Annotated in this window: 19 protein-coding genes and 1 tRNA gene; 4 read left to right on the top strand and 16 right to left on the bottom strand. The window is 63.1% G+C overall.

The window, feature by feature from the left end:
- Window positions 1-178 precede the first annotated feature (178 nt).
- Complete coding sequence (locus FRAAU_RS12710) at window positions 179-2,608, bottom strand: TonB-dependent receptor (RefSeq protein ID WP_014403918.1); 2,430 nt, start codon at window positions 2,606-2,608, stop codon at window positions 179-181.
- A gap of 447 nt (window positions 2,609-3,055) precedes the next feature.
- Here FRAAU_RS12710 and FRAAU_RS12715 point away from each other — a divergent pair, with 447 nt between their 5' ends.
- Window positions 3,056-4,165, top strand: a complete 1,110-nt coding sequence (locus FRAAU_RS12715) for a ribonuclease D (RefSeq protein ID WP_014403919.1) — start codon at window positions 3,056-3,058, stop codon at window positions 4,163-4,165.
- Between the two features lie 75 nt (window positions 4,166-4,240).
- Here the strand turns inward: FRAAU_RS12715 and FRAAU_RS12720 are convergent, their stop codons facing one another.
- Window positions 4,241-4,474, bottom strand: a complete 234-nt coding sequence (locus tag FRAAU_RS12720) for a hypothetical protein (RefSeq protein ID WP_156803420.1) — start codon at window positions 4,472-4,474, stop codon at window positions 4,241-4,243.
- A 196-nt stretch (window positions 4,475-4,670) separates the two neighbouring features.
- Here FRAAU_RS12720 and FRAAU_RS12725 point away from each other — a divergent pair.
- Window positions 4,671-4,746: transfer RNA gene (locus FRAAU_RS12725), tRNA-Ala, on the top strand.
- A 65-nt stretch (window positions 4,747-4,811) separates the two neighbouring features.
- Here FRAAU_RS12725 and FRAAU_RS12730 read toward each other — a convergent pair.
- On the bottom strand, window positions 4,812-6,791 hold the full coding sequence (locus FRAAU_RS12730; protein WP_014403921.1) for an AAA family ATPase: 1,980 nt from the start codon (window positions 6,789-6,791) through the stop codon (window positions 4,812-4,814).
- A gap of 129 nt (window positions 6,792-6,920) precedes the next feature.
- On the opposite strand from FRAAU_RS12730, the gene FRAAU_RS17275 reads away from it, so the two are divergent.
- A complete protein-coding gene (locus FRAAU_RS17275; RefSeq protein ID WP_052317905.1) occupies window positions 6,921-7,151 on the top strand; it encodes a hypothetical protein in 231 nt (76 codons plus the stop codon).
- Window positions 7,152-7,338: 187 nt separating this feature from the next.
- Here FRAAU_RS17275 and FRAAU_RS17280 read toward each other — a convergent pair whose 3' ends face one another.
- From FRAAU_RS17280 to FRAAU_RS12780, 10 genes are all read right to left on the bottom strand, one after another.
- A complete protein-coding gene (locus FRAAU_RS17280; protein ID WP_156803421.1) occupies window positions 7,339-7,518 on the bottom strand; it encodes a metallophosphoesterase in 180 nt (59 codons plus the stop codon).
- Window positions 7,519-7,646: 128 nt separating this feature from the next.
- Window positions 7,647-8,780 (bottom strand): SMP-30/gluconolactonase/LRE family protein, encoded by a 1,134-nt coding sequence (locus tag FRAAU_RS12740; protein WP_014403922.1) that lies wholly within the window; start codon window positions 8,778-8,780, stop codon window positions 7,647-7,649.
- A gap of 39 nt (window positions 8,781-8,819) precedes the next feature.
- Window positions 8,820-9,968 (bottom strand): glycerate kinase, encoded by a 1,149-nt coding sequence (locus tag FRAAU_RS12745; RefSeq protein ID WP_014403923.1) that lies wholly within the window; start codon window positions 9,966-9,968, stop codon window positions 8,820-8,822.
- A gap of 4 nt (window positions 9,969-9,972) precedes the next feature.
- Window positions 9,973-11,232: a GntP family permease gene (locus tag FRAAU_RS12750; RefSeq protein ID WP_014403924.1), complete on the bottom strand. Its 1,260-nt coding sequence runs from the start codon at window positions 11,230-11,232 to the stop codon at window positions 9,973-9,975.
- Between the two features lie 109 nt (window positions 11,233-11,341).
- On the bottom strand, window positions 11,342-12,502 hold the full coding sequence (locus tag FRAAU_RS12755; protein WP_280985215.1) for a sugar diacid recognition domain-containing protein: 1,161 nt from the start codon (window positions 12,500-12,502) through the stop codon (window positions 11,342-11,344).
- A 149-nt stretch (window positions 12,503-12,651) separates the two neighbouring features.
- Window positions 12,652-13,473 carry an aldo/keto reductase gene (locus FRAAU_RS12760; RefSeq protein WP_041271134.1) on the bottom strand — a complete coding sequence of 274 codons (822 nt, stop codon included), beginning with the start codon at window positions 13,471-13,473 and terminating at the stop codon, window positions 12,652-12,654.
- Window positions 13,474-13,652: 179 nt separating this feature from the next.
- Entirely contained in the window at window positions 13,653-15,245 is a 1,593-nt protein-coding gene (locus tag FRAAU_RS12765) for a porin (protein ID WP_217176227.1), read from the bottom strand.
- Window positions 15,246-15,819: 574 nt separating this feature from the next.
- Window positions 15,820-16,716, bottom strand: a complete 897-nt coding sequence (locus FRAAU_RS12770) for an NAD-dependent epimerase/dehydratase family protein (protein WP_245546388.1) — start codon at window positions 16,714-16,716, stop codon at window positions 15,820-15,822.
- A 416-nt stretch (window positions 16,717-17,132) separates the two neighbouring features.
- Window positions 17,133-17,852 (bottom strand): CbtA family protein, encoded by a 720-nt coding sequence (locus FRAAU_RS12775; RefSeq protein WP_014403929.1) that lies wholly within the window; start codon window positions 17,850-17,852, stop codon window positions 17,133-17,135.
- Window positions 17,853-17,867: 15 nt separating this feature from the next.
- Window positions 17,868-18,080, bottom strand: coding sequence for a CbtB domain-containing protein (locus tag FRAAU_RS12780; protein ID WP_014403930.1), 213 nt, complete (start codon window positions 18,078-18,080; stop codon window positions 17,868-17,870).
- Window positions 18,081-18,267: 187 nt separating this feature from the next.
- On the opposite strand from FRAAU_RS12780, the gene FRAAU_RS12785 reads away from it, so the two are divergent.
- The gene (locus FRAAU_RS12785; protein WP_014403931.1) at window positions 18,268-18,825 is read left to right on the top strand and encodes a histidine phosphatase family protein; all 558 of its coding nucleotides are present in this window, start codon (window positions 18,268-18,270) and stop codon (window positions 18,823-18,825) included.
- Window positions 18,826-19,129: 304 nt separating this feature from the next.
- On the opposite strand, the gene FRAAU_RS12790 is transcribed toward FRAAU_RS12785, so the two are convergent.
- The 3 genes from FRAAU_RS12790 to lpdA all read right to left on the bottom strand — a co-directional run bounded on the left by FRAAU_RS12790 (window position 19,130) and on the right by lpdA (window position 22,621).
- A complete protein-coding gene (locus FRAAU_RS12790; RefSeq protein WP_014403932.1) occupies window positions 19,130-19,630 on the bottom strand; it encodes a hypothetical protein in 501 nt (166 codons plus the stop codon).
- A gap of 837 nt (window positions 19,631-20,467) precedes the next feature.
- On the bottom strand, window positions 20,468-20,902 hold the full coding sequence (locus FRAAU_RS12795; protein ID WP_156803422.1) for an RcnB family protein: 435 nt from the start codon (window positions 20,900-20,902) through the stop codon (window positions 20,468-20,470).
- 321 nt (window positions 20,903-21,223) lie between these two features.
- Entirely contained in the window at window positions 21,224-22,621 is a 1,398-nt protein-coding gene (gene lpdA / locus FRAAU_RS12800) for a dihydrolipoyl dehydrogenase (protein WP_014403934.1), read from the bottom strand.
- Window position 22,622: the final 1 nt, after the last annotated feature.

Here is a 22,622-nt window from a genome sequence, read left to right on the forward strand (position 1 = left end):
GGGCCCGGACAGGCTTTGGTTATTAGGTTATGACGAATTTTCACTTTTTTTACACATAGATGACAAGCCCCCCTGCCAAAAGGCACCCCTCCCCGCTGCTGTGCAGTGGCCGCCCCTGGCACAACAAAAAGGCCGGCATCTTGCGATGCCGGCCTTGGATTCACACGATGACGCTGGATCAGAAGAACGAAGCGCCGATGGTAATCATGCCCGAGCGACCTTCCAGCAGCGAGTAATACGGCGAGCTCGCATAGAGGGTCGTACCATTGACGTCCTTGATCTTACCAGGATTGCTGGCCATGAAGGCCGAGATATTGCTGGCAAAAGTGAAAGCTCGACGGTTAAGCAGGTTGAAACCGTTGATCTTGATGTAGGGCTTGTGCATGAAGCCCCAGTCATGGAAATTCCAGCCGGCATTAAGGTTCAGCGTGGTGTAGCCGCCAACCTTTTCGGTATTGGACCAGTCGCCGTAGAAAGCACTGCTGGTGCGGGTCGAGAGCGAAGCCCAGGCCGGACCATGATGGAAGGACACGCCGACATTCAACAAATTACGCGGAGTGTTCAGCAGCGTCTTGCCACGCGTGTAATAAATACCGTCGCCGCCACTGTTCAGGTTGTCCTGCATGATGGCCTGGGTATAGGAGTAAGAGCCATAGATGCTCCAGTCCTGACTCAGCTTCACGTTCAGCTCGGTATTCAGACCGCGCATGTGAACCCGCCCCAGCGACAGGTAAACCGTCTGGAAGGTGTTCTGGTCGTAACCCGAAATCTGCTTATTGCTGAAGTTGCTGGCATAGGCGTCGACGACAGCCGACACACGGCTGCCGTAGAAGCGCCAGCCCAGATCATAAGTCCAGGAGCTTTCCGGCTTGGACTGCAGACCGGTGGTCGCCTCGCTGCCCAACAGCGGATTGTAAAGCGAACCGGCAATCGGCGCACGGAAGGTCTTGCCGATGCCCAGGTAAAACTGGTTGCGATCATCCAGCTGGAACTTGGCGCCACCCGAAGGGGTCACCTTGTGCCAAGACTGATCCGCATTGCCTCCGAACTGATTGTAAGTCCCTCCGCGCTGCGAGGTCGGATACTCGTAAACGTAGCCGGAGCGATTGGTCCAGACATAGGCCGCACCCAAGGTGAAGGTCAACTGATCTGTCGGAGTCCAGGTATCAGTGACGAAGGCCTTGCGATTGGTGCTGTTGGTGTACTGATCGTAAGACTGGATGGCACGGCCATTGGAGTAGCGCAGCAGGTTGGTCTGAGCCCAGGCATCGGCCGGCGCACCGCTCACCGGGTCCACGGCCATGTAGTTGTTGCCGTTCTGCTGACGGGCACCTTCAGTCCAGATGCCGTATTCCAAGGTATTGTCCTGACCGATGTTCTGGTTGAACTTGACGACCACACCCGGGCGATAGGTGTAGTTGTAGCTCATCGCCGCCACGCTTACCTTCTTGCCGTTGGTGATCACGCCATCACCATTGAGATCGGCATTGACGTAACCATACATCGGCACGCTCGAGGTCGACTCGGTCATCGACGTGCCGCTGCCGCCACCGCCATAGCCGTACTGGAAGTACGGCACCACGGAGAGATGCAGGTTGTCGCTGAGGGTAAACTCGCCATCAAGGCTGACCAGCAGGCTGCGGTAGGGGTTGTAGTGATACCGGTAGAAATTGTTGTTGCTGGCACTGCCAACCACAAAGGTCGGCGAATAGCTTTGCTGATAGCGGGTACCAGCCTGAGCCTTGGTGAGCCCCATATAGTTGGTCTTGGCTTCGCGGTTGTACTGCAGCGAGGCCGAGATGCTGTTCTTGTCGTTGATGGTCCAGATGGTCTTGGCATCCACCTTGGCCACCTTGGAGCCGCCGGGACCGCGCCAGTTGTTGACTTCGTTGTTGGAATACGAAATCCATGAGCGGAACGGACCGGTATCGCCCGTGTTCAGACGCACGAAAGTGCGGTTGTAGCCATAGCTGCCGATCGACTGGCTGATATCGACACCAGCCTTGTGGCTGGGATCGATCGTCACCCAGGCGATCGAGCCACCCGCGGCACCGGGGATCGGACTGTCTTGATCAGGGAAGCCCTGCTGGACCGTGATATCACCCATGTTTTCGGTGTCACCGTATTCGGTCGCATAAATCTTGTAGTTGCCTGCATCGTTGATGGGCGCGCCGTTCACCGTGACGCCGACTTCATCCATGGTGTAACCGCGAATGGTCAGGTTGCCGTCGTTCAGACCGGTGTTGTCGTCGGTCGAGGCATTCACGCCGGGAATGGTGCTCAGCATCTGCACGAAGGTCGCGCCGGGGGCGGCCTGCTGGATCGCTTCACGACTGATGGTGGACACCGCCTTGGGCGCGGTCTGCACTTCCATCAGACCCGAGCCGATCGACAGCGTATCGGCCTGCACACTGACGGCATCCAACTGGGCCGCCGCACGCTTGGTGTCATGCTGGCGGGTGGAGTTCGAGGTGCTGGAAACGTTGTCACGTGCCTGCGTCGGCTGGGCCGCCTTGGCCGTGGTGGAATTCGCGGACTGGGCCAGCACCAAAGGCGCTGCCGCGCAGAGTGCAAAGCCGACGGCTATCGCAAGACAGTTACGCTTCATAAAGTCAGAACCCCTGATCCAAAAAGATTGATCTAAAAAGTAACGGCGCCATCCCTTGCGCCTGAAGTGTGTTCGCAGCATGGCCCGAACTGGTTTTCAGTCCGCGTCATCAAGCCTGTAATCCCCGAAATGATGGCCGGCATGCCGCTTCCTTCTGGTGAGGTGCAGCAGCCGACTGTCCATGACTCGGTGACAACCTCGTCATTTGAACATAGTAAATTTTCACTTTTTTTACATAGCGTTTACAAGCCCCTATCCGTCTGATTTTTGGGCCTATAGCCCGGCAACCTGGGCCTCGGGAAATGGGTTTTACGCGACAAGCGCATGTTTTTGCGACAGTCTCGGCACGCTTCAGGCTTCTGCGCAAGGCGACAAGCCTGATATCGTGCAGGCGGAAATTGAGCCAGCCCCTCCCAGGCAGCCTCCCCCACAGGAATCCCCCACGCAGTGACCACCCAAGCCCGCGCCAGCCAATGGATCAACTCTGCCGAAGCTCTTCAGGAGTGGCTGGCTCCCATCGAGAACCAGGCCTGCCTGGGCATGGACACCGAGTTCATGCGACGGGATACGTTTTACCCGCAGCTGGCCCTGCTCCAGTTGGAGCATGCCGGGCGCTATGCGCTGGTGGATCCGACCGCTTTCGAGGTCGGCACGCTGCTGCAGGACGTCCAGCATCGGCGGGCACTGGTGACGATCATGCACAGTGCCAGCGAAGACCTCGAAGCCCTGGGCCAGCTGCTGCCGAACGGCCCTGACCGCCTGTATGACACCCAGATCGCCGCCAGCCTGGCCGGACTGGGCTTCGGTCTAAGCTATCGGGCGCTGGTCGAGACCGTAGCCGGGGTGGTGCTGGACAAGGGCGAAACCCGCTCCGACTGGCTGCAGCGCCCGCTGACCGAATCACAGCGCGGCTATGCCACCCTGGACGTGGTCTATCTGCAGGCGATACGGCAGCACGTGGACGAAAAGCTGAATACGCTGGGACGCCAGGACTGGCTGACTGAAGAATGCGAACGACTGAAACAGCGCGGCGCCGGTCGCCACACCGAAGCCCAGCCCCAGCGTCATGTCCGCCCGGCGGCTGAATGGCCAGCCGAACAGCAGGCCATGCTGCGCCGGCTGCTGCTGTGGCGCGAACAGACCGCCCGCGAGATCAATCGGCCCAAGACCTGGTTGCTGGACGATACGCATGCACTGAGCCTTGCCGAACGACCGCCGCGCGACCGCGGCGAGCTGGACCAGCGAACCCGCGGGCTGCGGGCGCTGCGCGCAGCCCAGCGCGAAGCCTTGCATGACGTGATGCAGCCGCCGGTCAGCGCCGAAGAAATCGCCGCGACCGAGCCCGTGCTGGGCCTGCCGCAGGGCGAAGCCAAGCGCGCACTGGCCAGCATGAAGCAGGTCGTCGATACCCAGGCGGCCCGGCTCGACCTGCCAGCCGGTCTGTTGTGCCCGCGCAAGGTGCTGGAAGACTATGTGCTCAGCCGTCAGACCCCGGCCTTGTTCCATGGCTGGCGCGGCCCCTTGCTGGCGGAAGCCCTGGCCAGCCGGCTTCCCTGAAACGGATCACAGGCCGTCGCTGCGGGACACCGGGCCCCTCGGCAGCGGCGGCGCTTTCCAGGCGAAGGGAGCGACCTACTCGCCGCTGCCCGGTTCGGGCTGGTCACCATCTGCCGCTTCGGACTCCTCGCGCTCCGATCGCTCGCCGTGATGGCCGCCCGCCCGTCGCCGATCGATCCACACCCCGATTTCCAGCACCGCGCTCAGCACCCACATCAGCACCGCACCGTGCCAGTGTCCCGACAGCCCCAGCACCAGGCCGATCGACAGCATCAGCCCCAGCACCATCCATTCAGCTCTTTTGCGCATTGTCTCGCTCACCACAGCCTGACCATCATCGGCCATGGTGATGGCGTCCCTGCGGGAACCACGCCGAGAACCGGCCGATGTCCGGCACAGTATCGCCGCTGCCGCCGTCGCCTACCTGCGACATAAAAGCCTGATGCCCGGGAATCGGCCGCCGCTTGGCGAAGCCCGCCGTGGCTGATATCATCGCGATTCTGATGGGGCGGTAGCTCAGCTGGGAGAGCGTCGCGTTCGCAATGCGAAGGTCGGGAGTTCGATCCTCCTCCGCTCCACCAATCATTCCAGCCGAAAAGCCCCGGAAAGCCCGCTTCCCGGGGCTTTTTGCATCCACCTTGCCGGCTCATCCCTGATCAGCCAGCCGCTCCATGGTGTCGCCAGGAAACCACAGCTGCCGCCGGGCCCGGCTCATGGCCACGTAAAGCGCTTTGACCTGCTCGTCACGCTCATCTCTGGACAACACCTTGCGCGACGCCGAGACACAGCAGTCCGACAAGGTGACAATGTCGAATTCCATGTTCTTGCAGTGTTCCAGCAACCCCATGGTCAAGGCACCGTCATCCGCTGGCCGCTGACTGGCGATCAGGCTGGCAAGATGGCGGTCATCAAAACCACGGTCGAACATCCGCAGCACTCGACCATGACCGAGCGTTTCCAGATGCTGGGCCAACATCGGCCAGTTCCGGAAGGCCCGCAGCTTGTAGCTTTTCGGCAGATCTCCGTGCCTGCGCAGCAGCATCGCGTCCTTCACCATCTGGACCAGCTCGGTTTCCGAGGCCTTGATCAGACGGAAGCGTCCTTGCCGGCTGTTCAGCCACAGCGCATCTTCCAGCAACGTCCAGATCCGGCCATAAGCCCGCAGGCCCTCATCAGGCAGGGCGTCCCCTTCGCCATAACGACAAGGCCGGGTCACATGCTCACGCGATCCGCGGATCAGATCATGCACCAGCACCTCGCTGTGGCGCTCCAGCACCTGCTGCATGATGGGCGTTACCTGCTCACCGGCACGGACTGACTGGGCCATCACCAGCGCCTTGGCATGAGGCGCATGCGGGACACTGCCGGACAGGCATTGATAGGGATCGCCCATCGTCACCCAGCCCTGCGGATAACGGCGCAGCAGCGCATACCAGGGACCCGGCAAATCGTGTGCTTCGTCCAGCAGCAAGGTCCCCATCGGCGGGATTCCGGCACCGGCCACGTCCAGCCATTTGACCAGATGAAACAGGTTGAGACTGAAGACCCGTTCCTGCCGGGCGGATCGAGGTGCCAGCATCGCCTCCCAGACCTTGGTCGCCCAGGCCACGCAGGCGGCGAGATCCTCCGCGCTGGCCAGCGGTGACACGCGTCGGGCATGCACCAGCTCGATGGCAGGGTCCTGGCTGAAACACCAGTGGCGGATCAAGCGGAACAACAGCAGCAAGGTAGAGGCCGGCGTCGCCTCGCCGATGGCCGGGATGCCCAGATATTCGGCTTGCCGGGCCACCGACCAGGTCGATTGGCCGACGCGCGGCGGCGACTGCCAGCGGGTGTCTTGTGCCCGTACCAACCCGGCAGCCATGGTATTGGCCAGATCGTACAAGGTGATGCTGTGGATCGTGCCCGCCGTGCCCAGTCGCTGGATCAGGGCCTGTCGATGGGCCGCCGTCGGTGCCAGATGGGTATAACGCCCGCCGGCCTCAGCCAGCGCCAGCAGCAAATGGGTCTTGCCGGTGCCGGCATAGGCAGCCATCGAGAAGTGTTCATCCGGCGTGGCCATGATCGCCCGGACCACCCTGGCCTGATCGCCGGGGCCATGCATGACCCGCCGCCACGGCGACTGACCGGAGGCTTCCGGCACCTCCGGCCCGTCGTCCAGGCCATCCGCCAGGTCGGCATCGGATGCATCCGCCTGAGCCAGCGGCCTCAAGTCGATCTCGTAATCCTGCAGCCATTCGCTGCAGCGCTGCTGGAAATCACCACTGAAGCGCCCTTCCGCATCGCGCCAGGCCTGCTCGGCCATGCAATCTTCGGGTGCAAACACGATGCCCTGATCCAGCAACCTCCGCTTGCTCGCAGTCCAGTCCTCGATGGTGCAACGCTGCCTGAGCTGGCCCAGCCGCGCTTCGGCCGACACCGCCGTTTCCATCGCAAACAGCGCATGCAGCTCGGACACGTAGCGCAGCAGCTCGGCATGTGAAATGCGATCTCTGCCCAGCACCGCCAGCAAGGCCCACACGCTGGCCCATTCGATCGGCAGAGCCGAGGTCAGGCCCTGCTCGACAAAGGCATCGGCAACGGCTTCGGTAACAGGCAGATAACAGGAGGATCGAGGAGGCAGCATAGGCCCGCCTATCTTACCCGCTATCCGTCAGCGCCGCCCCGCAGGCCCTGCCCTGCGCACGCCGGTGCGATCATGAAGGTCCGACGACCAGGCTCGCCTGGAAGCCAGCGAACGACAGGACTTCAGCGCATGCAGATCCAGCAAGGTGAATTGCCCGTCGAGATGCCAGCCACCCGTATCGATTTAGTGCCCATTGCCCAGCTGCAATGGGCTGGGCAAGGCCGGATGCCCCTGAACCACGGCACGGACGTGGCGGATCGGTTGCTCGCAACGCAGCCGATAGCGATCCATCGACCACAGACCGGCCTCCTCGTCCGCCTCGCTGAAATACCGGCCGTGGATGGCCGCCAGTCGTCATAGGGAGAGGCCGCATGGATCAGCCCCACCTTGCCCTTCGGCGTCTCCACTTAGATCGCCAGCGGCAAAGCACGCAAGGCCTCGGCCACCGCCGCGCGGTTCGCCCGATCGCACTCGTCGAGTCATGCGCCGCCGTAGACCCGGTGATCGATGCCCGGCACCAGGTCGCCGACGGCACGACGTCAGGTCATCAGCTCGTGATTGCCGCAGAGGGCGTGAAACCATGGCCGTGCCAGTTCAGCACCTCGGCCGATTCCGGCCCGCGATCCACCAGATCACCGACCGCAAACAGGCGGTCGCGCCCCGCATCGAAGCCCACCAAGGCCAGCGCCGCCTCAAGCCGGCTGAAGCAGCCATGGATTTCTCCCACCTCGATATCTCGCCCACGGTGGTTCAGATCATGGTGCCGGACCCGCGGCGAATGGGAACCGGGCGGTGCAGGCGGCACCGGAATCAGCGGCCGCCATCCTGGACCACCGCCCCACATGAACCCCTTGTTCAGCGGAACGGCTTCAGGCCCAGATCCATGGTGTAGATCGCCACCGGGTAATGCACCTTGTTGACGCCGTTCTGGAAGCTGGGCGTGCGGTTGAGCTGCACCGCAGGAATCCACAGCTTGCCATGGTTGTCGATCCACATGGCATCGGCCCAGACCAGGCGGGGATCGGCCACCAGGGTGCTGGCCTTGCCCTGCGGCGTGATCTTCAGAATTTTCAGCGTATTGACATCCGAGACATAGACATTGCCGTCACCATCGATCACGGTGCCACCGGTGGTCGGCGTGTCGTAGACGAACTGCACCTTGCGGTTCAAGGCTTTCCGGGCCAGCGACGTATCCAGCAGCGCCGAAATCGCGATCCGATACAACGGCCCGGAGCTGGCCTGGAAATACAGCCACTTCCCGTCCGGCGAGACTTCAAGCTGGTCGGCATGGATCCGGGTTTGCCTGCCCTCGCTGATCAGGGTCCGGCCTTCGGCCACCATCGGGCGCAGATCGGTGGTGGCATCGATATGCTCCAACACCCGTCGCTGGGTACCGGTCTTCAGATCCAGCACCACCAGCCCCGGATCACCTGCATCGGTAAGAAAAGCATGACCCTTCCAGAAGCGGATATCGTCGATATAGGTGCGCGGCGTGCTGCCTGCACTCAGATCAATGACACGCACGACCTTGTTGCTGCGCAGATCGATCTCGACCAGTTTGCCACGCGCGGTATGGCTGCCGGCCGGCATCGCCGTACTGAGGCTGGCCTCACCGGAATCGACCACCCACAAATGGCCGTCCGGTCCGATCCGGATCGCATTGACGCGAACAAAACTGTGCTGTGGGTCGATGCCTCGTTTCCAGCCGTTCCAGTCCGCATCGGGATACGGCGAGGCCTTGCCGTCCGGGGCCAGCTCGGCCACGGTCGGTCCCTGATCGGCACCGCCACCCCAATAGGGAAACGAGGCAAAGACCCGGCCGTCATCGGCGACCGTCACCGCATTCCAGATCCGGTTCGAACTGTAAGCCAGCTTCAGCGGTGCCGGCGCCGTGGCGCCAGCAGGAACTTCGGCACTGATGGCCCCCGCAAGAGGCAGCCACGCCATGGCGCATGCCAGCGCCCACATCTTTCGCGATACGGATTGCATACCCTGCTCCTTGGCAGTTTGGTACCTGCTGAAGGCCACTCAGCGCCGGGCGTTGAAGCCCAGCCGCAAGGTGGCGGCGATTTCACGGGCGACAGCCTCCACCGAGACTGCCGCACGCGCGAACATCTGTGACCGGCTCAAGCCTTGGTTGGCGGTACTGAACACGGCATCGATGCCTGCACCCAGCACCGCCTCATAGCCATCGCCCAAGGCACCGGCGATCGCGATCACCGGCCGGCCGTATTGCCTGGCAACCCTGGCCACGCCGACTGGCGTCTTGCCATGAATGCTCTGGCCATCGATACGGCCTTCGCCGGTAATCACCAGGTCGGCCTCCTGCACGGCAGACGCCAGATCCACGGTAGCGCTGACAATCTCGATACCGGAACGCAAGCATCCGCCCAGCAAGGCCACCGCGCCTGCGCCCATGCCACCGGCGGCACCGCCGCCGGCCAGATCGCGCACGTCACGGCCCAGATCCAGCCTGATCCGCTCGGCCAGGCCGGTGAGCCGCTGCTCCAACAGATCCACCATGGCTGGCGTGGCCCCTTTCTGCGGGCCGAAGATGCTGGATGCACCATGGGCCCCCAGCAACGGGTTGTCGACATCACAGGCCACTTCCAAGGTCGTCTCGGCCAGTCTGGCATCGAGCCCCGACAGGTCGATGCGCCGAAGACGATGCATAAAGGTGATCGGCGCCCCTTCCAGCAGCATCCCGTCCGCATCGAAAAACCGCGCCCCCAGCGCCTGCGCCGCGCCGCAACCACCATCATTGGTGGCACTGCCGCCGATGCCCAGAATCAGATGCCGCGCGCCCGTATCCAGGGCCGCACGGATCAGCTGACCGGTACCGAAGGAACTGGCCTGCAGCGGATCACGCTCGGCCTCGCTCAACAGGCCCAGTCCGCTGGCCGAGGCCATTTCGATGACGGCCGTGCGGCCATCGCCCAGCAAGCCGAACTCGGCCTGGCGCGGCCGATCCAGTGGATCGCGCACCGTCACGGCCATACGCCGGCCGCCCATCGCGTCCAGCATGGCATCCACGGTGCCTTCACCACCATCCGCCATCGGCAGGCGACGGCAATCGGCGTGCGGCCAGACCTGCCGAAAACCGGCCTCGATCGCAATGGCCACGGCCGAGGCACTCAGACTTTCCTTGTAGGAATCAGGTGCAATCAGAATCCGCATCGGCTCAGCCCCAGTGCAAGATGCCCACCAGCACGGTGGAGGCGATGGTGATGGTCAGTCCGACCAATGACTGGAAAGGCACCAGCTTCAATTGTTCGGCAATGCCGGCCGCCACCGAACCGCCGGAGGCATGGAAGAAGGGGCCGTGCGGCAGATGATCGATCACGGTCGAACTTGCATTGATCATCGCCGCCGCCGCCAGCGCCGGTACACCCATCTGCAGCAAAGGCGCCTGGAACACCTGCGAGGTCACGATGGCTGCCGCGGTACTGGACGCCGTAGCCATCGACATCGCCGCACCGGCCGTCGGTGCCAGCAGAAACGGAGGCAGCCCGGAGCGGGTCAGACCGTCGATCAGCCATTGGTTGAGACCCGAGGCACGGATCACCCCGGCCAAGGTGCCGGTCCCCAGCAGCATGATCGCCACCGGCGCCATTCTTCGCAGCCCGGATACGATATAGCGGTTGCCCTCGCGCCAGCGTCCCATCAGCAGCAGACCGCCCAGCCCGCCGGCCGGCAAGGCCAGCAGCGGATCCAGCTTGATCCCGAACAGCGGATGCAGGGAAAGCAGCAGCAGGGCGATCAAGGGTGCACTGAGCGAAGCCAGAACACCGGGCAAGGCGGCATGCTCGATACCGGCAACTTCGCCGGCCTCGACCCGGCTGCCCCAGCGACCGAGGCGACTGGCCAGCAGATAGGTCACCAACAGACCACACAGGCCCGGCATGACGCCCGCCGCCATCACGCTGGTCAGCGGCTGATGAAAGCTGTCGGCGACCGCAATCGTGTTGGGATTGGGACTCATCACATTGCCGGCCTTGCCGCCGCCGACCAGCGCCAGCAAGACAGCGGCGCGCGACAGGCCGGTGCGTGCCGCGATGCTCAGGGCAATCGGCGCCACGGTAATCACCGCCACGTCAATGAATACGCCTGCAGCGGTCAGCACCAAGGTGGCCAGTGCCAACGCCAGCAAGGCCCGGCGCTGTCCCAGTCGGCCGACCACAGCTTCGGCCAGACTCAAGGCGGCACCGGATTCGATCAAGACACCGGCCAGCACGCCCGCCGAGAGAATGCGCAGCACCGCCGGCACCAAGGTGCCGGCACCGCTTTCCATCAGCTGGACCGCCTGCTCCAGATGCGCACCGCCACACAGCGCACCCACCAGGGCACCCAGCATCATTCCATAGGCCGGGGGAACCTGGCGCAAAATGGCGGTAATCGCCACCAACAGGGCCACCAAGGCGCCCAGGGTCGTGACATGCATGCCCCACTCCACAAATTCGATGACTCATCGTAGCGATCTGGGCGCCAGACGACTTCGTGCGATCACCCAAAAAAACAGGTCAAATCACACTATTTCTTGGTGCAATGCATCACCTTGCATCGCGGGTACTGTCCAATTGCACAGCGGCATAGAGCAACAGGCGGTCATCGCCCAGATTCAGATCCAGTCCGGTCAGCGCCGAGATACGGCCCATCCGGTATTCCAGCGTATTGCGATGAATGCCCAGCCGCTGAGCGGTCCGCAACGGCTGCATATCGCATGCCACCCAGGCCATCAGGGTCTGCTGCAGATGCCCCTTGGCATCGCCGGCCCGCAGCGCCATAACCGGCCGCATCAGCTCGGCCGCCTGCCAACTGTCATGCAGGCCTTCCAGCAGCACCGGCAGCACCATATCCTGGTAGAAATAGGCCGGCGCTTCAGCCTGGCGCTGCTTGCCGACCCGCAGCGAGGCTGTCGCGGTACGATAAGATCTGGCCAGCCCGCCCTGACCCGGAAAATAGTGACCCAGAGCAATCCGGATGTTCAGACGGCTTTGCGTCTTGACGCGTTCCAGCAGCTGCCAGACCCGATCACGGTGACTGGCCAGATCCCATCCGCCCTCGCGCTCCTGCACCGCCTTCAGGACCACCAGCTCGGTCGGGGACACCACCGCCAGCAGATTGTGCCGCTCAGGCACCAGCAGCATCGAACGCAGCCTCTCCCGCTCCTGAAAGGCCTCGTCCAACGCCAGCTCGCCGCTGTCGACCTCGATCACCGCCACCACTCGCGGCTGCAGCGGGTCGATCTCCAAAGCCCGTGCCCAGTCCAGCAGCCGCTGATCCAGGACTTCGGCGCGGATCAGCTCCAGCACCAGATCTTCCTTGAACCGGATATCCCTCAGCAGCAGGCGGCTCAAGCGGGTCTGCTCGATCAGCATTTCCGCCGCCATGCCCACCAGCTCGCCAAACCGGTGCATCTCCGCCGGCTGGCCCGTCAGCCCGATTACACCGACCAATTGCCCCTGGTTATGCAGCGGCAGATTGACCCCGGGCTGGACGCCCTGCAGTCGGCAAGCGGTAGCCTCGTCGATGTCCACCACCCGGGATTGCGCCAATACTAGCAAAGCCCCCTCGTGGATGACTCCGATTCGATCAGACTGGCCACTGGCAATGATGATGCCCTCGGCATTCATCACATTGACGTTGCAACCAATGATGGTCATCGTACGCGAGACGATCTGCTGGGCCAGATCGGGGTCCAGTGCCAGCAAGCGTGGCACGCGTTTCAGTTCACTGCCACGCTGTGCCGTTCTGGCCACATTCTGCTGCGCCATGCGTCAACCTCGGATCACGGCCGCTGCCGTGACGGCATTATCCCTCGCCGCGCCGGATCGGCCAAACAGGGATCGGTGCATGGCGTTCAGACGATGGCCAGCGGCTGTTTGCGACGTGGTGCCGGAAACAGTTGATCAAGTTCCTGCAGATCCTCGGCCGACAGGTCCAGACTGGCCGCGGCGGCGTTCTCGCGCAGATGGCCCGGGCTGACCGCCTTGGGGATGGCCAGCACCTCGCGGCTCAGCAGCCAGGCCAGAGCGATCTGGGCCGGACTTGCCCCATGCCGCTCCGCCATGGCAGCCAGCCCGGCATGATGCAGCAGATCCATGCCCTGGCCCACCGGACAATAAGCCATCACCGGTATCGCCTCATGCCGACACCAGGGCAGCAGGTCGAAGTCGATGCCGCGCTGCTCCAGGTTGTAAAGCACCTGGTTGCAGGCACAGGCCGAGCCCTGCAGCTCTTGCATCGCGTTCACATCGAAATTCGACACGCCCCAGTGCCTGATCTTGCCAGCATCGCGCAGCCGTTCGAAAGCCTCGATGGTCTCGGCCAGCGGGTACTGGCCTTGCCAGTGCAGCAGGTACAGATCGATACGGTCGGTACCCAGCCGCCGCAGGCTTTGCTCACAGGCCTGTGGCATGGCCTTGCGACTGGCATGATGGGGGTAGACCTTGCTGACCAGCAGGATCTGCTCGCGCAGGCCGGCGATGGCCTCGCCTACCACCTCCTCCGCACCGCCATCGCCATACATCTCGGCGGTATCGATCAGGTTCATGCCCAGCGCGATGCCTTCGCGCAAGGCCGCCACCTCGCGGCGACGCTCCGAAGCACGCTCGCCCATATGCCAGGTGCCCTGACCAATCGCGACAATGTCGGACCGGCCAGCCAGTTGCATCGTTTTCATCTGCGGATCTCCCATGTAGGGGCGCCAGCTGATCGTCAACCATCGCCCTGAATGACGAGACAGGTCACTGCCGTCGACGACCACCGTACTCGTGTACCGGCGATCAGCATCCGCCACGGCCGCGACCTCCTGCCGTTCAGCCTACTCCAGACCCCAAGCAGGCTGAAACCTGTCTTTGATCAGAACACGAAGATCGCGCCACCCGATATGCTGTCATCCGTACCGCGATGCGGTCCCTGCGCAGTGGAGCTGGTATGGGTATATTCCCCCACCAGCGACAGGCCACGGGTCAGGCTGTAATAGATCGCGCCGATCTCCGACAAGTTGCGGCGCACCAGCAGCGGCACGTCCTCGCCAGGCACCGAGTACAGCTGACTGGCGCCATAGCTGGCCACGGCCTTCAAGCGATGGGTGAACTGGTAGGAAAGCTGGGCATAATAGCCCTGCGACGTACGGCGCCGGCCATCCTGGGCCAGGCCATCGAAGAACAGACCGGTCGTCCCCAGACCATTGCCACGGTAGTAGTACAGCACCGTCTGCCATGGACCGTAGTTGAGTTTGGTGCCCAGCTCGCCGGCACTGGCATTGGCATGCACCGAGGAATCCACGGGAATCACGCTGCTGGTCAGATGGCTGTCACGCTGGAACAGGAAGCCGCTCCAGATACGGCCATTGAAGCCGTCTGCCTTGCCGAAATCCCAGGTCAGCTTGCCCTGCATCATCGGACCGCTGTGCGATGTGGAGGTGGCGGACAGGCCACTACCGGCATAGTTGTAGGCATCCAGCGGCGTCATCACACCCATGCTCAACTGGACCCCGTGCATGACCGGCGATGCATACGATATCTGCGGCAACCAGTCAGCATAGACATAACCGACGCCGATGCGACCCAGCGAGGTATTCCCCGGTGCGGAATTGCTGCCGGTGGCGCCGACACTGAGCAGTGTCGCATCGTCCAGGATCGCATCGGAGCCGAACAACCCCAGGTCGCGACCCACCTTGACCGTACCGAAGCTGGAGGTACCGGCGGTGATATAGGCCTGGCGGAAGTCGACACCGGCCGTGCCCAGTCCCACCGGGCTGCCGCCGGAATTGGCATTGAAAGCACCGGGGTCGGCCGAATTGAGGCCTGGATAAATACCGAACACCGTATTGATGTCGATACCGGCCTGGGTCGTGCTCATTTTAAGGACCAGACCGGCCGGCAACAGACCATTGCGTACCGAGGATGAATCAAACCGGCTGGGACCGGTGCTGACCCCGCCAGCCACCGCCTGACCGCCACCGGGTCGGTTGTAGGTATAGAAACCATTGACGAAACCGGAGATATTGAAATTGAAATCACCTGCCGTCAGACCGATACCCTTGCCCGGCGTATAAGGATCGGCTCGAACCAGCCGCCGGGTATCCACCGCCGCCAGCTTGGCACTGGCCGCAGCGGCGACCTGGGCACTGGCCTGGGCCTGAGCGGCCGCCTGCTGCGCCTGAGCCAGGATTTGCGCCGAATCTGCGCTCGTCCTGGCCGAAGTCGCTTCCGTCCCGGCAGGCATCGCGGCGGCGGTGGCGCTACCTGCCGCCGTACCCGCCAGCATCGCTCCGCCGGCAGCCGGTCGGGGGGCATTCATGGCCAGATGCTGGCGATGTTTGTCCAGCAGTGTCCGGTATTCGCTGGCGCTCAAGGTGCCTTTGGCCTTCAGCAGGTCCAGCAGATCGGTGAACTCGTCGGCCCGTGCCTGCTGACTGAGCAAAAGCCCCCCCACCTGCACGGCCATCAGCATAGCCAGCCACAAACGTCCACGCCGCCCGACAGGCCGCGATGGTTCAGTGCATTTCATAAACCGTCCAGAAATACGAGAGAAAGAAAACCTGGATCAGCCACCCTGACAGTGCTGCCATCATCCAGGCGTTGACTGCCATCGACCTTTTGACCGGAGTTCTGAGGCCATTCATGCAGCCTGATGCGTCAGCATGACGCGATTATATCTGCAGCCGATATATTAAATGACGCATCGCAACATGATCGTGATCAGATTATTTCGCATTGTCCCAATGACAATATCGTGCGGGCCGGTATGGCTTTCCCATGCAGCTGATGACCCGTCGGCCATCGCCTTTGGCCCGTTCCGCTCATCGGGCCCCGCAGCTGACCATATCGACGCGGCCCTGGTGAAGATATCTCCCATCCACAGTCATCACCTGGACCTGAGGCCGCGAAAATCCATCCGTCGCAAGCGAGCCAGCTCATGATCCCGTCTTCCCTCGTACCCGGACCACAGGCCGGGGCGGGGGCATCGCGGCGCGCCAGTCTTGCTGAAAAGCAAGGCCGCAGCCAGACCGTCATCGTCTTTACCTCCGAAAAGGCAGAACCTCGATACTGCCCTGATCATAGTGGGCCAGTACCGCCTGCCAGCCATGGCGGCTGCGCCAGCCCAGGTCCCGCTCGATGGCCGAGGCATCGTAGACCCGGTCGATTCGGGGCCGCAGTGGCCAGCCACGCTGCGCGAACGCCTGCAGCAGATCCGGCTGACGCTGCAGGATCACCCCAGCCGGATCGGCCGACAGTGCGGGAAGATCCAGCGCCTGGAAGGGTGTCGCTCCGCTGGCGATATAGCGCTGAAAATCAGCCCCATCCGCTTGCAGCGCAGCGAGATGGGCAGCGGCGACATCGCGCAGATCAATGCCTCGATGCAAACGATAGACGGCCATTCTGTCCACCGGTTCAGGAAAGCAGCGGGACATCCTGATCACCCGGACCGTCAGTCCGGGCCCGGCCGCCGATTCCAGCATGGCCTCGGCCTGCAGCTTGCTGCGATGATAGATGGTTCGGGGTTGCGGCACGGTGGTCTCGTCGACCCAGGTACAGGCTCCCCTCTGGATCGCATAGCCGTATACCGCAGTGGTACTGGTGAAGATCAGGCAGCGCACCCCGGCCTGCAAGGCCAGATCCAGCAGTCGCTGCACACCGTCCACGTTGATGCGGACAAATTCCCGGTCGGCCAGATGCCCGACATGGGGCGCATGCAGCGCAGCCGTATGAATCACGGCATCGACACCGATCAGCGCCCGACGCAGGCAGTCCGCGTCGCAGAAGTCACCGACCAGGCGCGTCGTCGAAAACGGATGTCGATCCAGACCGATCACCTCGTGTCCAGGCACCAAGGCCCCGTAGATGGCACGCCCCACCCGTCCTGAACTCCCCGTCAGCAAGACCCGCATACGAATGGCAACACCCAGTCCGGACAATGGCTCCAGCTTAGGCCAGTCCCTGATGACAGAAGTGACTGCACTGTGAAGTCCAGCGAATGATCTGCCCACCTCTGCCCCAAATGGCAAACCAGCCTCGCCCTGACATCAGGCACCAACCACAGGCCACGATCATCACCGCAAGTCCAGACCAACCGCAGCGGAGTCTCCCTGTCCACCCAAGACCCAGAACAAGCGCCGTCGTCAAGTCGTCGCCGCGTCACCTTGGCCTGCGCCATGACAGAGCAGCGATTCGTCCATCGGTATCAATGTGATGTCGAGATCCTGCCATGATGTCAGCCAGGAAGCCGCTCGCCACAGGCCCCGCCGCAGCCGGCTCGATGCATTTAGCGGAACAAAGAAGTGAGCTGGCCAGTCGGCCTTCCCTGCTGGCCCGCTCCCGCTCGGAAACGCAGCTACCAGGACGGACCGCGCAGCAGGCGTTGCTCGGCCAGCCATCCGAACAGCAGGCCCAGACTGGTCCACAGCACCATATGCAGACCCAGCGAGGTGATCCGGAATTGCCATAGCAAGGTGGCCGGAAAGCCGCTCGGCACCTCGTCAATGGCCGGAAACAGATGATGGGCCAGCAGCATCACCAGCAGATAGGCCGCGACGCCTCCCAACACCGCATTCCAGGCGCCCCATCGCTCGGCCAGGGACCTGGCCAGGTGAACGGCCGCCGCCATGCTGGCCGCGGACACCAGCAGCATCAGAAAGAACAGCCCGGTCCGCAACCGTATCGTATCCGGATGGCCGACCGAAGGGGGATTGGCCGGATACGTCAGATCCGGGACCAGAATGATGGCCACAAAGCCCAGCAGGGCCAGCAAGGCCGCCAGACCGCGCGGCCCCAGCGGCCTGGCCACTCGTCCCATCGAGGCCGCGAACACCAGCGAAAACAGCCCTCCCAATGCCGTGCTGTAGACCAACACCCCGGTAAACAGGCCCAGCGACCGCTGGGTTTCCCGACTGACGATCTCAGGCTCGTCATCATGCCCTGCGTGGGACACGGCGCTTTCAAAGGCGATGGCGCGATCGACTTCAGGTTCACCCGCAACCCGGGCGAAGCCGAACGCCAGCAGGCCCGCCAGCAAACCCGCCAGCAGGCCACGCAACAACAGACTCGATGTCATGCAGGCACCTGCCGGTCAGTGGCAGGGAAAGCCGAGCAGATGCCGGCCGTCATGCACGAACTCATGGACATAGCGACCTGAAATCAGGGAGGTCGCCCCCTGCTCGGCGCCCACGAAATAGATCGCCAGCAGGGCCAGCAGCCCGGCGAACAGCGCCCAGGGCAGGATATCCCTGAGCGGCAGCGGCTGCAGCACCAGCTCGGGTGTGACGGTAGCGGTATGATTCATGATAGCTCCCGGGGTCGACGCGCCCCTGGTCGGATGGACTGGCGGACTGGAAACAGGGTCTGACTCTCGATGACTCGATAACAGTGGCGCGACCGTACCGGATTTCCACCGGTTTCCTGTTTCCCGCTTGTTTCGCCGATCATACATCCAGCGGCCACCTGCGTGCTTGCATATTTGCGGAGAGACCATGCCTGCCAGTCACCTGATCCTGATCAGCCATGCCCTGACCGAAAGCCAGCGGCAAGGTCGCTTTGCCGTGGCCAGCGAACCGCTGGTGCAGCCCCGGCCCACGCCGCCGGCACTGACCTGGAGGTCGGGCAGCCGCCTGCTGCTGGCACCGGAGCCGCGTGCCCGTGAGAGCGCCGCTTTGTGGCCGGGTCTGCTGGATCTTCCCATCAGCGTGGACCCGGAGCTGCGCGACCTGGATTGCGGTCGCTGGCAAGGCATGGAGTTGCGCGCAGTCGAGCAGGCCGAGCCACAGGCCCTACTGCAATGGCTGAGCGATCCTGAAACGGCTCCGCACGGGGGCGAATCCTTTGCTGACCTGCGCCTGCGCATGACCACATGGATGGCCGCCTATCCTGCCGGAACATCCTGCGTAGCTATCACCCATCCCATGGTGGTTCGAGCCGTGGCCGGCCAGGTGCTCGGCATACCGCTGGCTCAACTCTCGCGATTGGACATTGCCCCGCTGGCCCGGCTGGAACTGAGCAGGCTAGATCACTGGAGAATGCGGCTGGGTTGAATCGCCTGGCAGAGACCGGTCTGCGATGTGAACCCAGCTGGGCACCGCGGCCACGGATACTCATCAGCCCGAGGTACCGGGATCCAGGCAAGCCCCGGAACTCCACGCTCATCCAACGATCGGGCCAAGCAGAACTGGGCACCGCCGCGGACGAACAACCTGGCCGAAATGTTGGCAAGTCACCCGCATTGACTCGAAGCCAGTACGCTGCAGTCCATCGCACAAAGAACCTGAGAGCCATTATCGCAAGACGGGTCTTGACGGATCCAGCCGCCGAGCAGCCACCTCCTGGGGCGCGACTCGCTCAGTTCGGTGCCTTGAGATTCAAGACCACCACCCGGATCGGCATCTTCTCGCATTCGGCATCTTCGCAGATGCCGCTGAACCAGATCGCGCCCTGACCAAGCATCACCCCCTGATCGTTGGCAAACAGATCGGCATAGCGCTGACGGCGCACCATCTCGATCAGGGAGGGCGTAAACACATGCGCATAGACATCCGTGAACTCGGAGGGCTTGTACAGCGTCCATTGCTTGCCTTCCATATGCACGGTGATCGGATAATGCATGGCGGCTGCGACCTTGGCCTTGTCGCCGGCCAGCACCGCCGCCTGGAAGTGCTGGAAGAAGTCCCGGTAGTCCTGATGATTGCCGAAGAGCTGATCCAGGCGTCGGTCCATGGTCTGGTCGACCTGCGATTCAGCAGGGCCTGGCGTGGCCGCGGCCGCAAGCAAGGGATCAAGCATCCCGGCCGTCAGCACCAACAGGCTGGACAGCAGGGGTTTCAGAAAACGGGCTGGGAACATCAGTCAATCCTGTCTGGCGTGTTTCATCGGCACAAGTCCTGCGGCATGGCCACGGGGAAAGTCTTCTGCCCAGGACCGGCAGCTTGCGAAGCACCGAAGGCAGGCGCTCACAGTGACCGAGTCATACCAGACCGGGTCATGAACCCATGAGGCCGGACACAATGGCCGCACAGTCCAGGACCTGATCCGGCACATCCGGTCCGAGGCCGTCAGGTCCCGGTTTCGTTCATGTCGTAGGGCCATGATCCCAGTTGTATCTGCAGGGGACAAGTTCCAATGATCGAACGCCCGCCCAGGTCCGTGCTCATCCCTTCAAACGGTCGGGCTGGCCCTGACCGGGCCGACCGCAGCAAGATCAGGTTTCAGTCAAGGGGCAGGCCGGCAGGGCATCACCGCCAAGATGGCCGCTGCATTCCCGACGGCCGGTGGGGCACGGGACAAGCACAACACTGACCGGCGAGGTCTCTGCGGATGATGAACGCGGATAGACGTCACATCTGAAAGCATGGCCTCAGAACAGTGAACCCGTCCGCAGACATGCCTTGGGGCAGTTCGGCCATTCAGCCGCCGGCAACCTCGTGAGATTCGCCGTTGTCCGCCATCAACAGCGCCATCATCGGCACAGGTCATCCATCGGTCAGAAGGATGGCCAGAACAGCACCTGCAAGCCAACAAGGATGGTAGCGCCAGCCTCTTCAGCCATCGGAGAGCAAGGACGCGCGGACGGCGCCCACATGACCTTGCCTCCGCTCAAAAACAGCTCGCCCCTGGCATGGCCGCCAGAGGCAAGTGCCTGCCTGGACAACACCTGCACAGAGGGTTAGAGCAAGTATCCAGCTACCAGCGCGAATGCAGCAACGCCTCGACCACCATATTCGTGGCCATCGATACCAGCACGAAATTGCCATCGGGATCATTGATCCAGCGGTCGCCCGGCGGCGGCGGCGGCAGGCCATAGCGGCCGTAGTCATCCACGTAGTATCGCTGATCCATATACTGCGGCGGCATACGGTCACCCGGGCCATAGTCAAAACCGCGACCACCCGGCCCAAGATAACGATGATGATGACCAGGCCCGGCCTGCCCCCAACCCTGCGGGCCATTGCGTCCGCCGGGCCCACCGGGACCACCATGCCCCTGATACTGGCCACCATAGCCACCACCCTGATCGCCTCCCGGCCCGCCCTGACCTCCACCGGGCCCGCCCATCTGGGCCATGGCCGTACCGGACAAAGCCAGTGCACCCAGCATCAACCAGCTCAATCTTTTCACGGGTTCACCTTTGCACCATATAGACTCCAAGTTGAGGCTAACTCATATCGTCCGGCAGTAAGCTGAACGCGCGACAGTCCGCAATCCGTGAGGTTGTGCAGCGGTCGCCGATGAACGATCCGCCGGTGGAGGCATCCGCCCGCCGGCGAAAAAAACGGCTCGTCGTCAGAGGCCTCGGCAAGACAAGCGCAACCTCCGGCGTGGCGGGCACATGACCGATGTCAATGTGCCGGCATAGGACACTGCTGCGTGATCCCGGTCCTTCCGACCGGAGGGATGGCCGCAACCTTGGCCGTCCTTCCCTCCGGCAAGATCATTTGTCTACTGATGCAAGGCCCTTCCGTTGGCCGCCAGCACCGATTCATGCATGGCCTCCGACAGGGTCGGATGAGCGAAGATCACCGACAGCAGGCTCTCATCGGTCGCTTCCAGCGCCTGGGCCATGCCGAAGCCCTGGATCTGCTCGGTGACCTGCGCCCCGACCATATGCGCGCCCAGCAGCTCGCCGCTGTCGGCATCGAAAATGGTCTTGACGAAACCTTCCGGCTCGCCGCTGGCCAGGGCCTTGCCATTGCCCTGGTAGGCGAACTTGCCGATCTTCAGAGCACGTCCGCTGGCCCGTGCCGCGGCCTCGGTCAGGCCCAGGCTGGCGACCTGCGGCCGGGCATAAGTGCATCCCGGCACATGATCACGCCGCAGTGCATGCACACCCTCGACACCGGCCAGCGACTCGACGCAGATCACGCCTTCGTGGCTGGCCTTGTGGGCCAGGCAGGGCGGACCGGCGACATCGCCGATGGCGTACAGACCGAACACATTGGTGCGGCAGACCGCATCGGTCCTGACAAAGCCGCGCTCCAGTTCCACCCCCAGCGCTTCAAGACCCAGCCCTTCGATATTCGGCTGCACGCCGGCAGCGGACAGCACATGCTCCACGACCAGCTCCTGCACTCCGTCAGGTCCCTGCAACTGGCAGCGCACGCCCTCGCCTTCCATCTGCACCGCCGTGACCTGAGCCTTGGTCAGCACCCGGATCCCGCGTCGCTCGAAGGACTTGCGTACCACTTCGGACACTTCGGCATCTTCCACCGGCAAGATCTGCCCCGCCAGCTCGACCAGGGTCACCTCACTGCCGAGATCGCTGTAGAGGCTGGCAAATTCCACGCCGATGGCGCCGGAGCCGATGATCAGCAAGGATTTCGGCAGACGCCTGGGCAGCAATGCCTCGAAATAGGTCCAGATCCGCTCGCCATCCGGGGTGATCCCCGGCAAGGGCCGTGGCCTGGCTCCGGTGGCGATAATCACATGGTCGGCACGATAGGTCTGCTCGCGATCCTCGGCATCGATAACAGCGACCTCACCCTTGCCGCTGAGCCGGGCCGTGCCATCGATCACGGTCACACCGTTTTTCTTCAGCAGATACTCGACACCGCCGGTCAGTCGTTTCGAGACCGAACGACTGAACTGCACCAGCTTGTCCAGATCGAAGCTGACCTCGCCCACGCTGAAACCCAGCTCGCCGGCGTGGGCGATGCTGTTCGCCACTTCGGCACCGTGCAGCATCGCCTTGGTCGGGATGCAGCCCCAGTTGAGGCAGATCCCGCCCAGATGCTTTTTCTCCACCAGTGCCGTGCGCAACCCCAGCTGGGCGGCGCGAATCGCGGCGACATAGCCGCCGGGACCGCCACCGATCACCAGTACGTCGTATGTTTCGGTCATG

The sequence above is a fragment of the Frateuria aurantia DSM 6220 genome (genome assembly GCF_000242255.2).
Taxonomy (GTDB): domain Bacteria; phylum Pseudomonadota; class Gammaproteobacteria; order Xanthomonadales; family Rhodanobacteraceae; genus Frateuria; species Frateuria aurantia.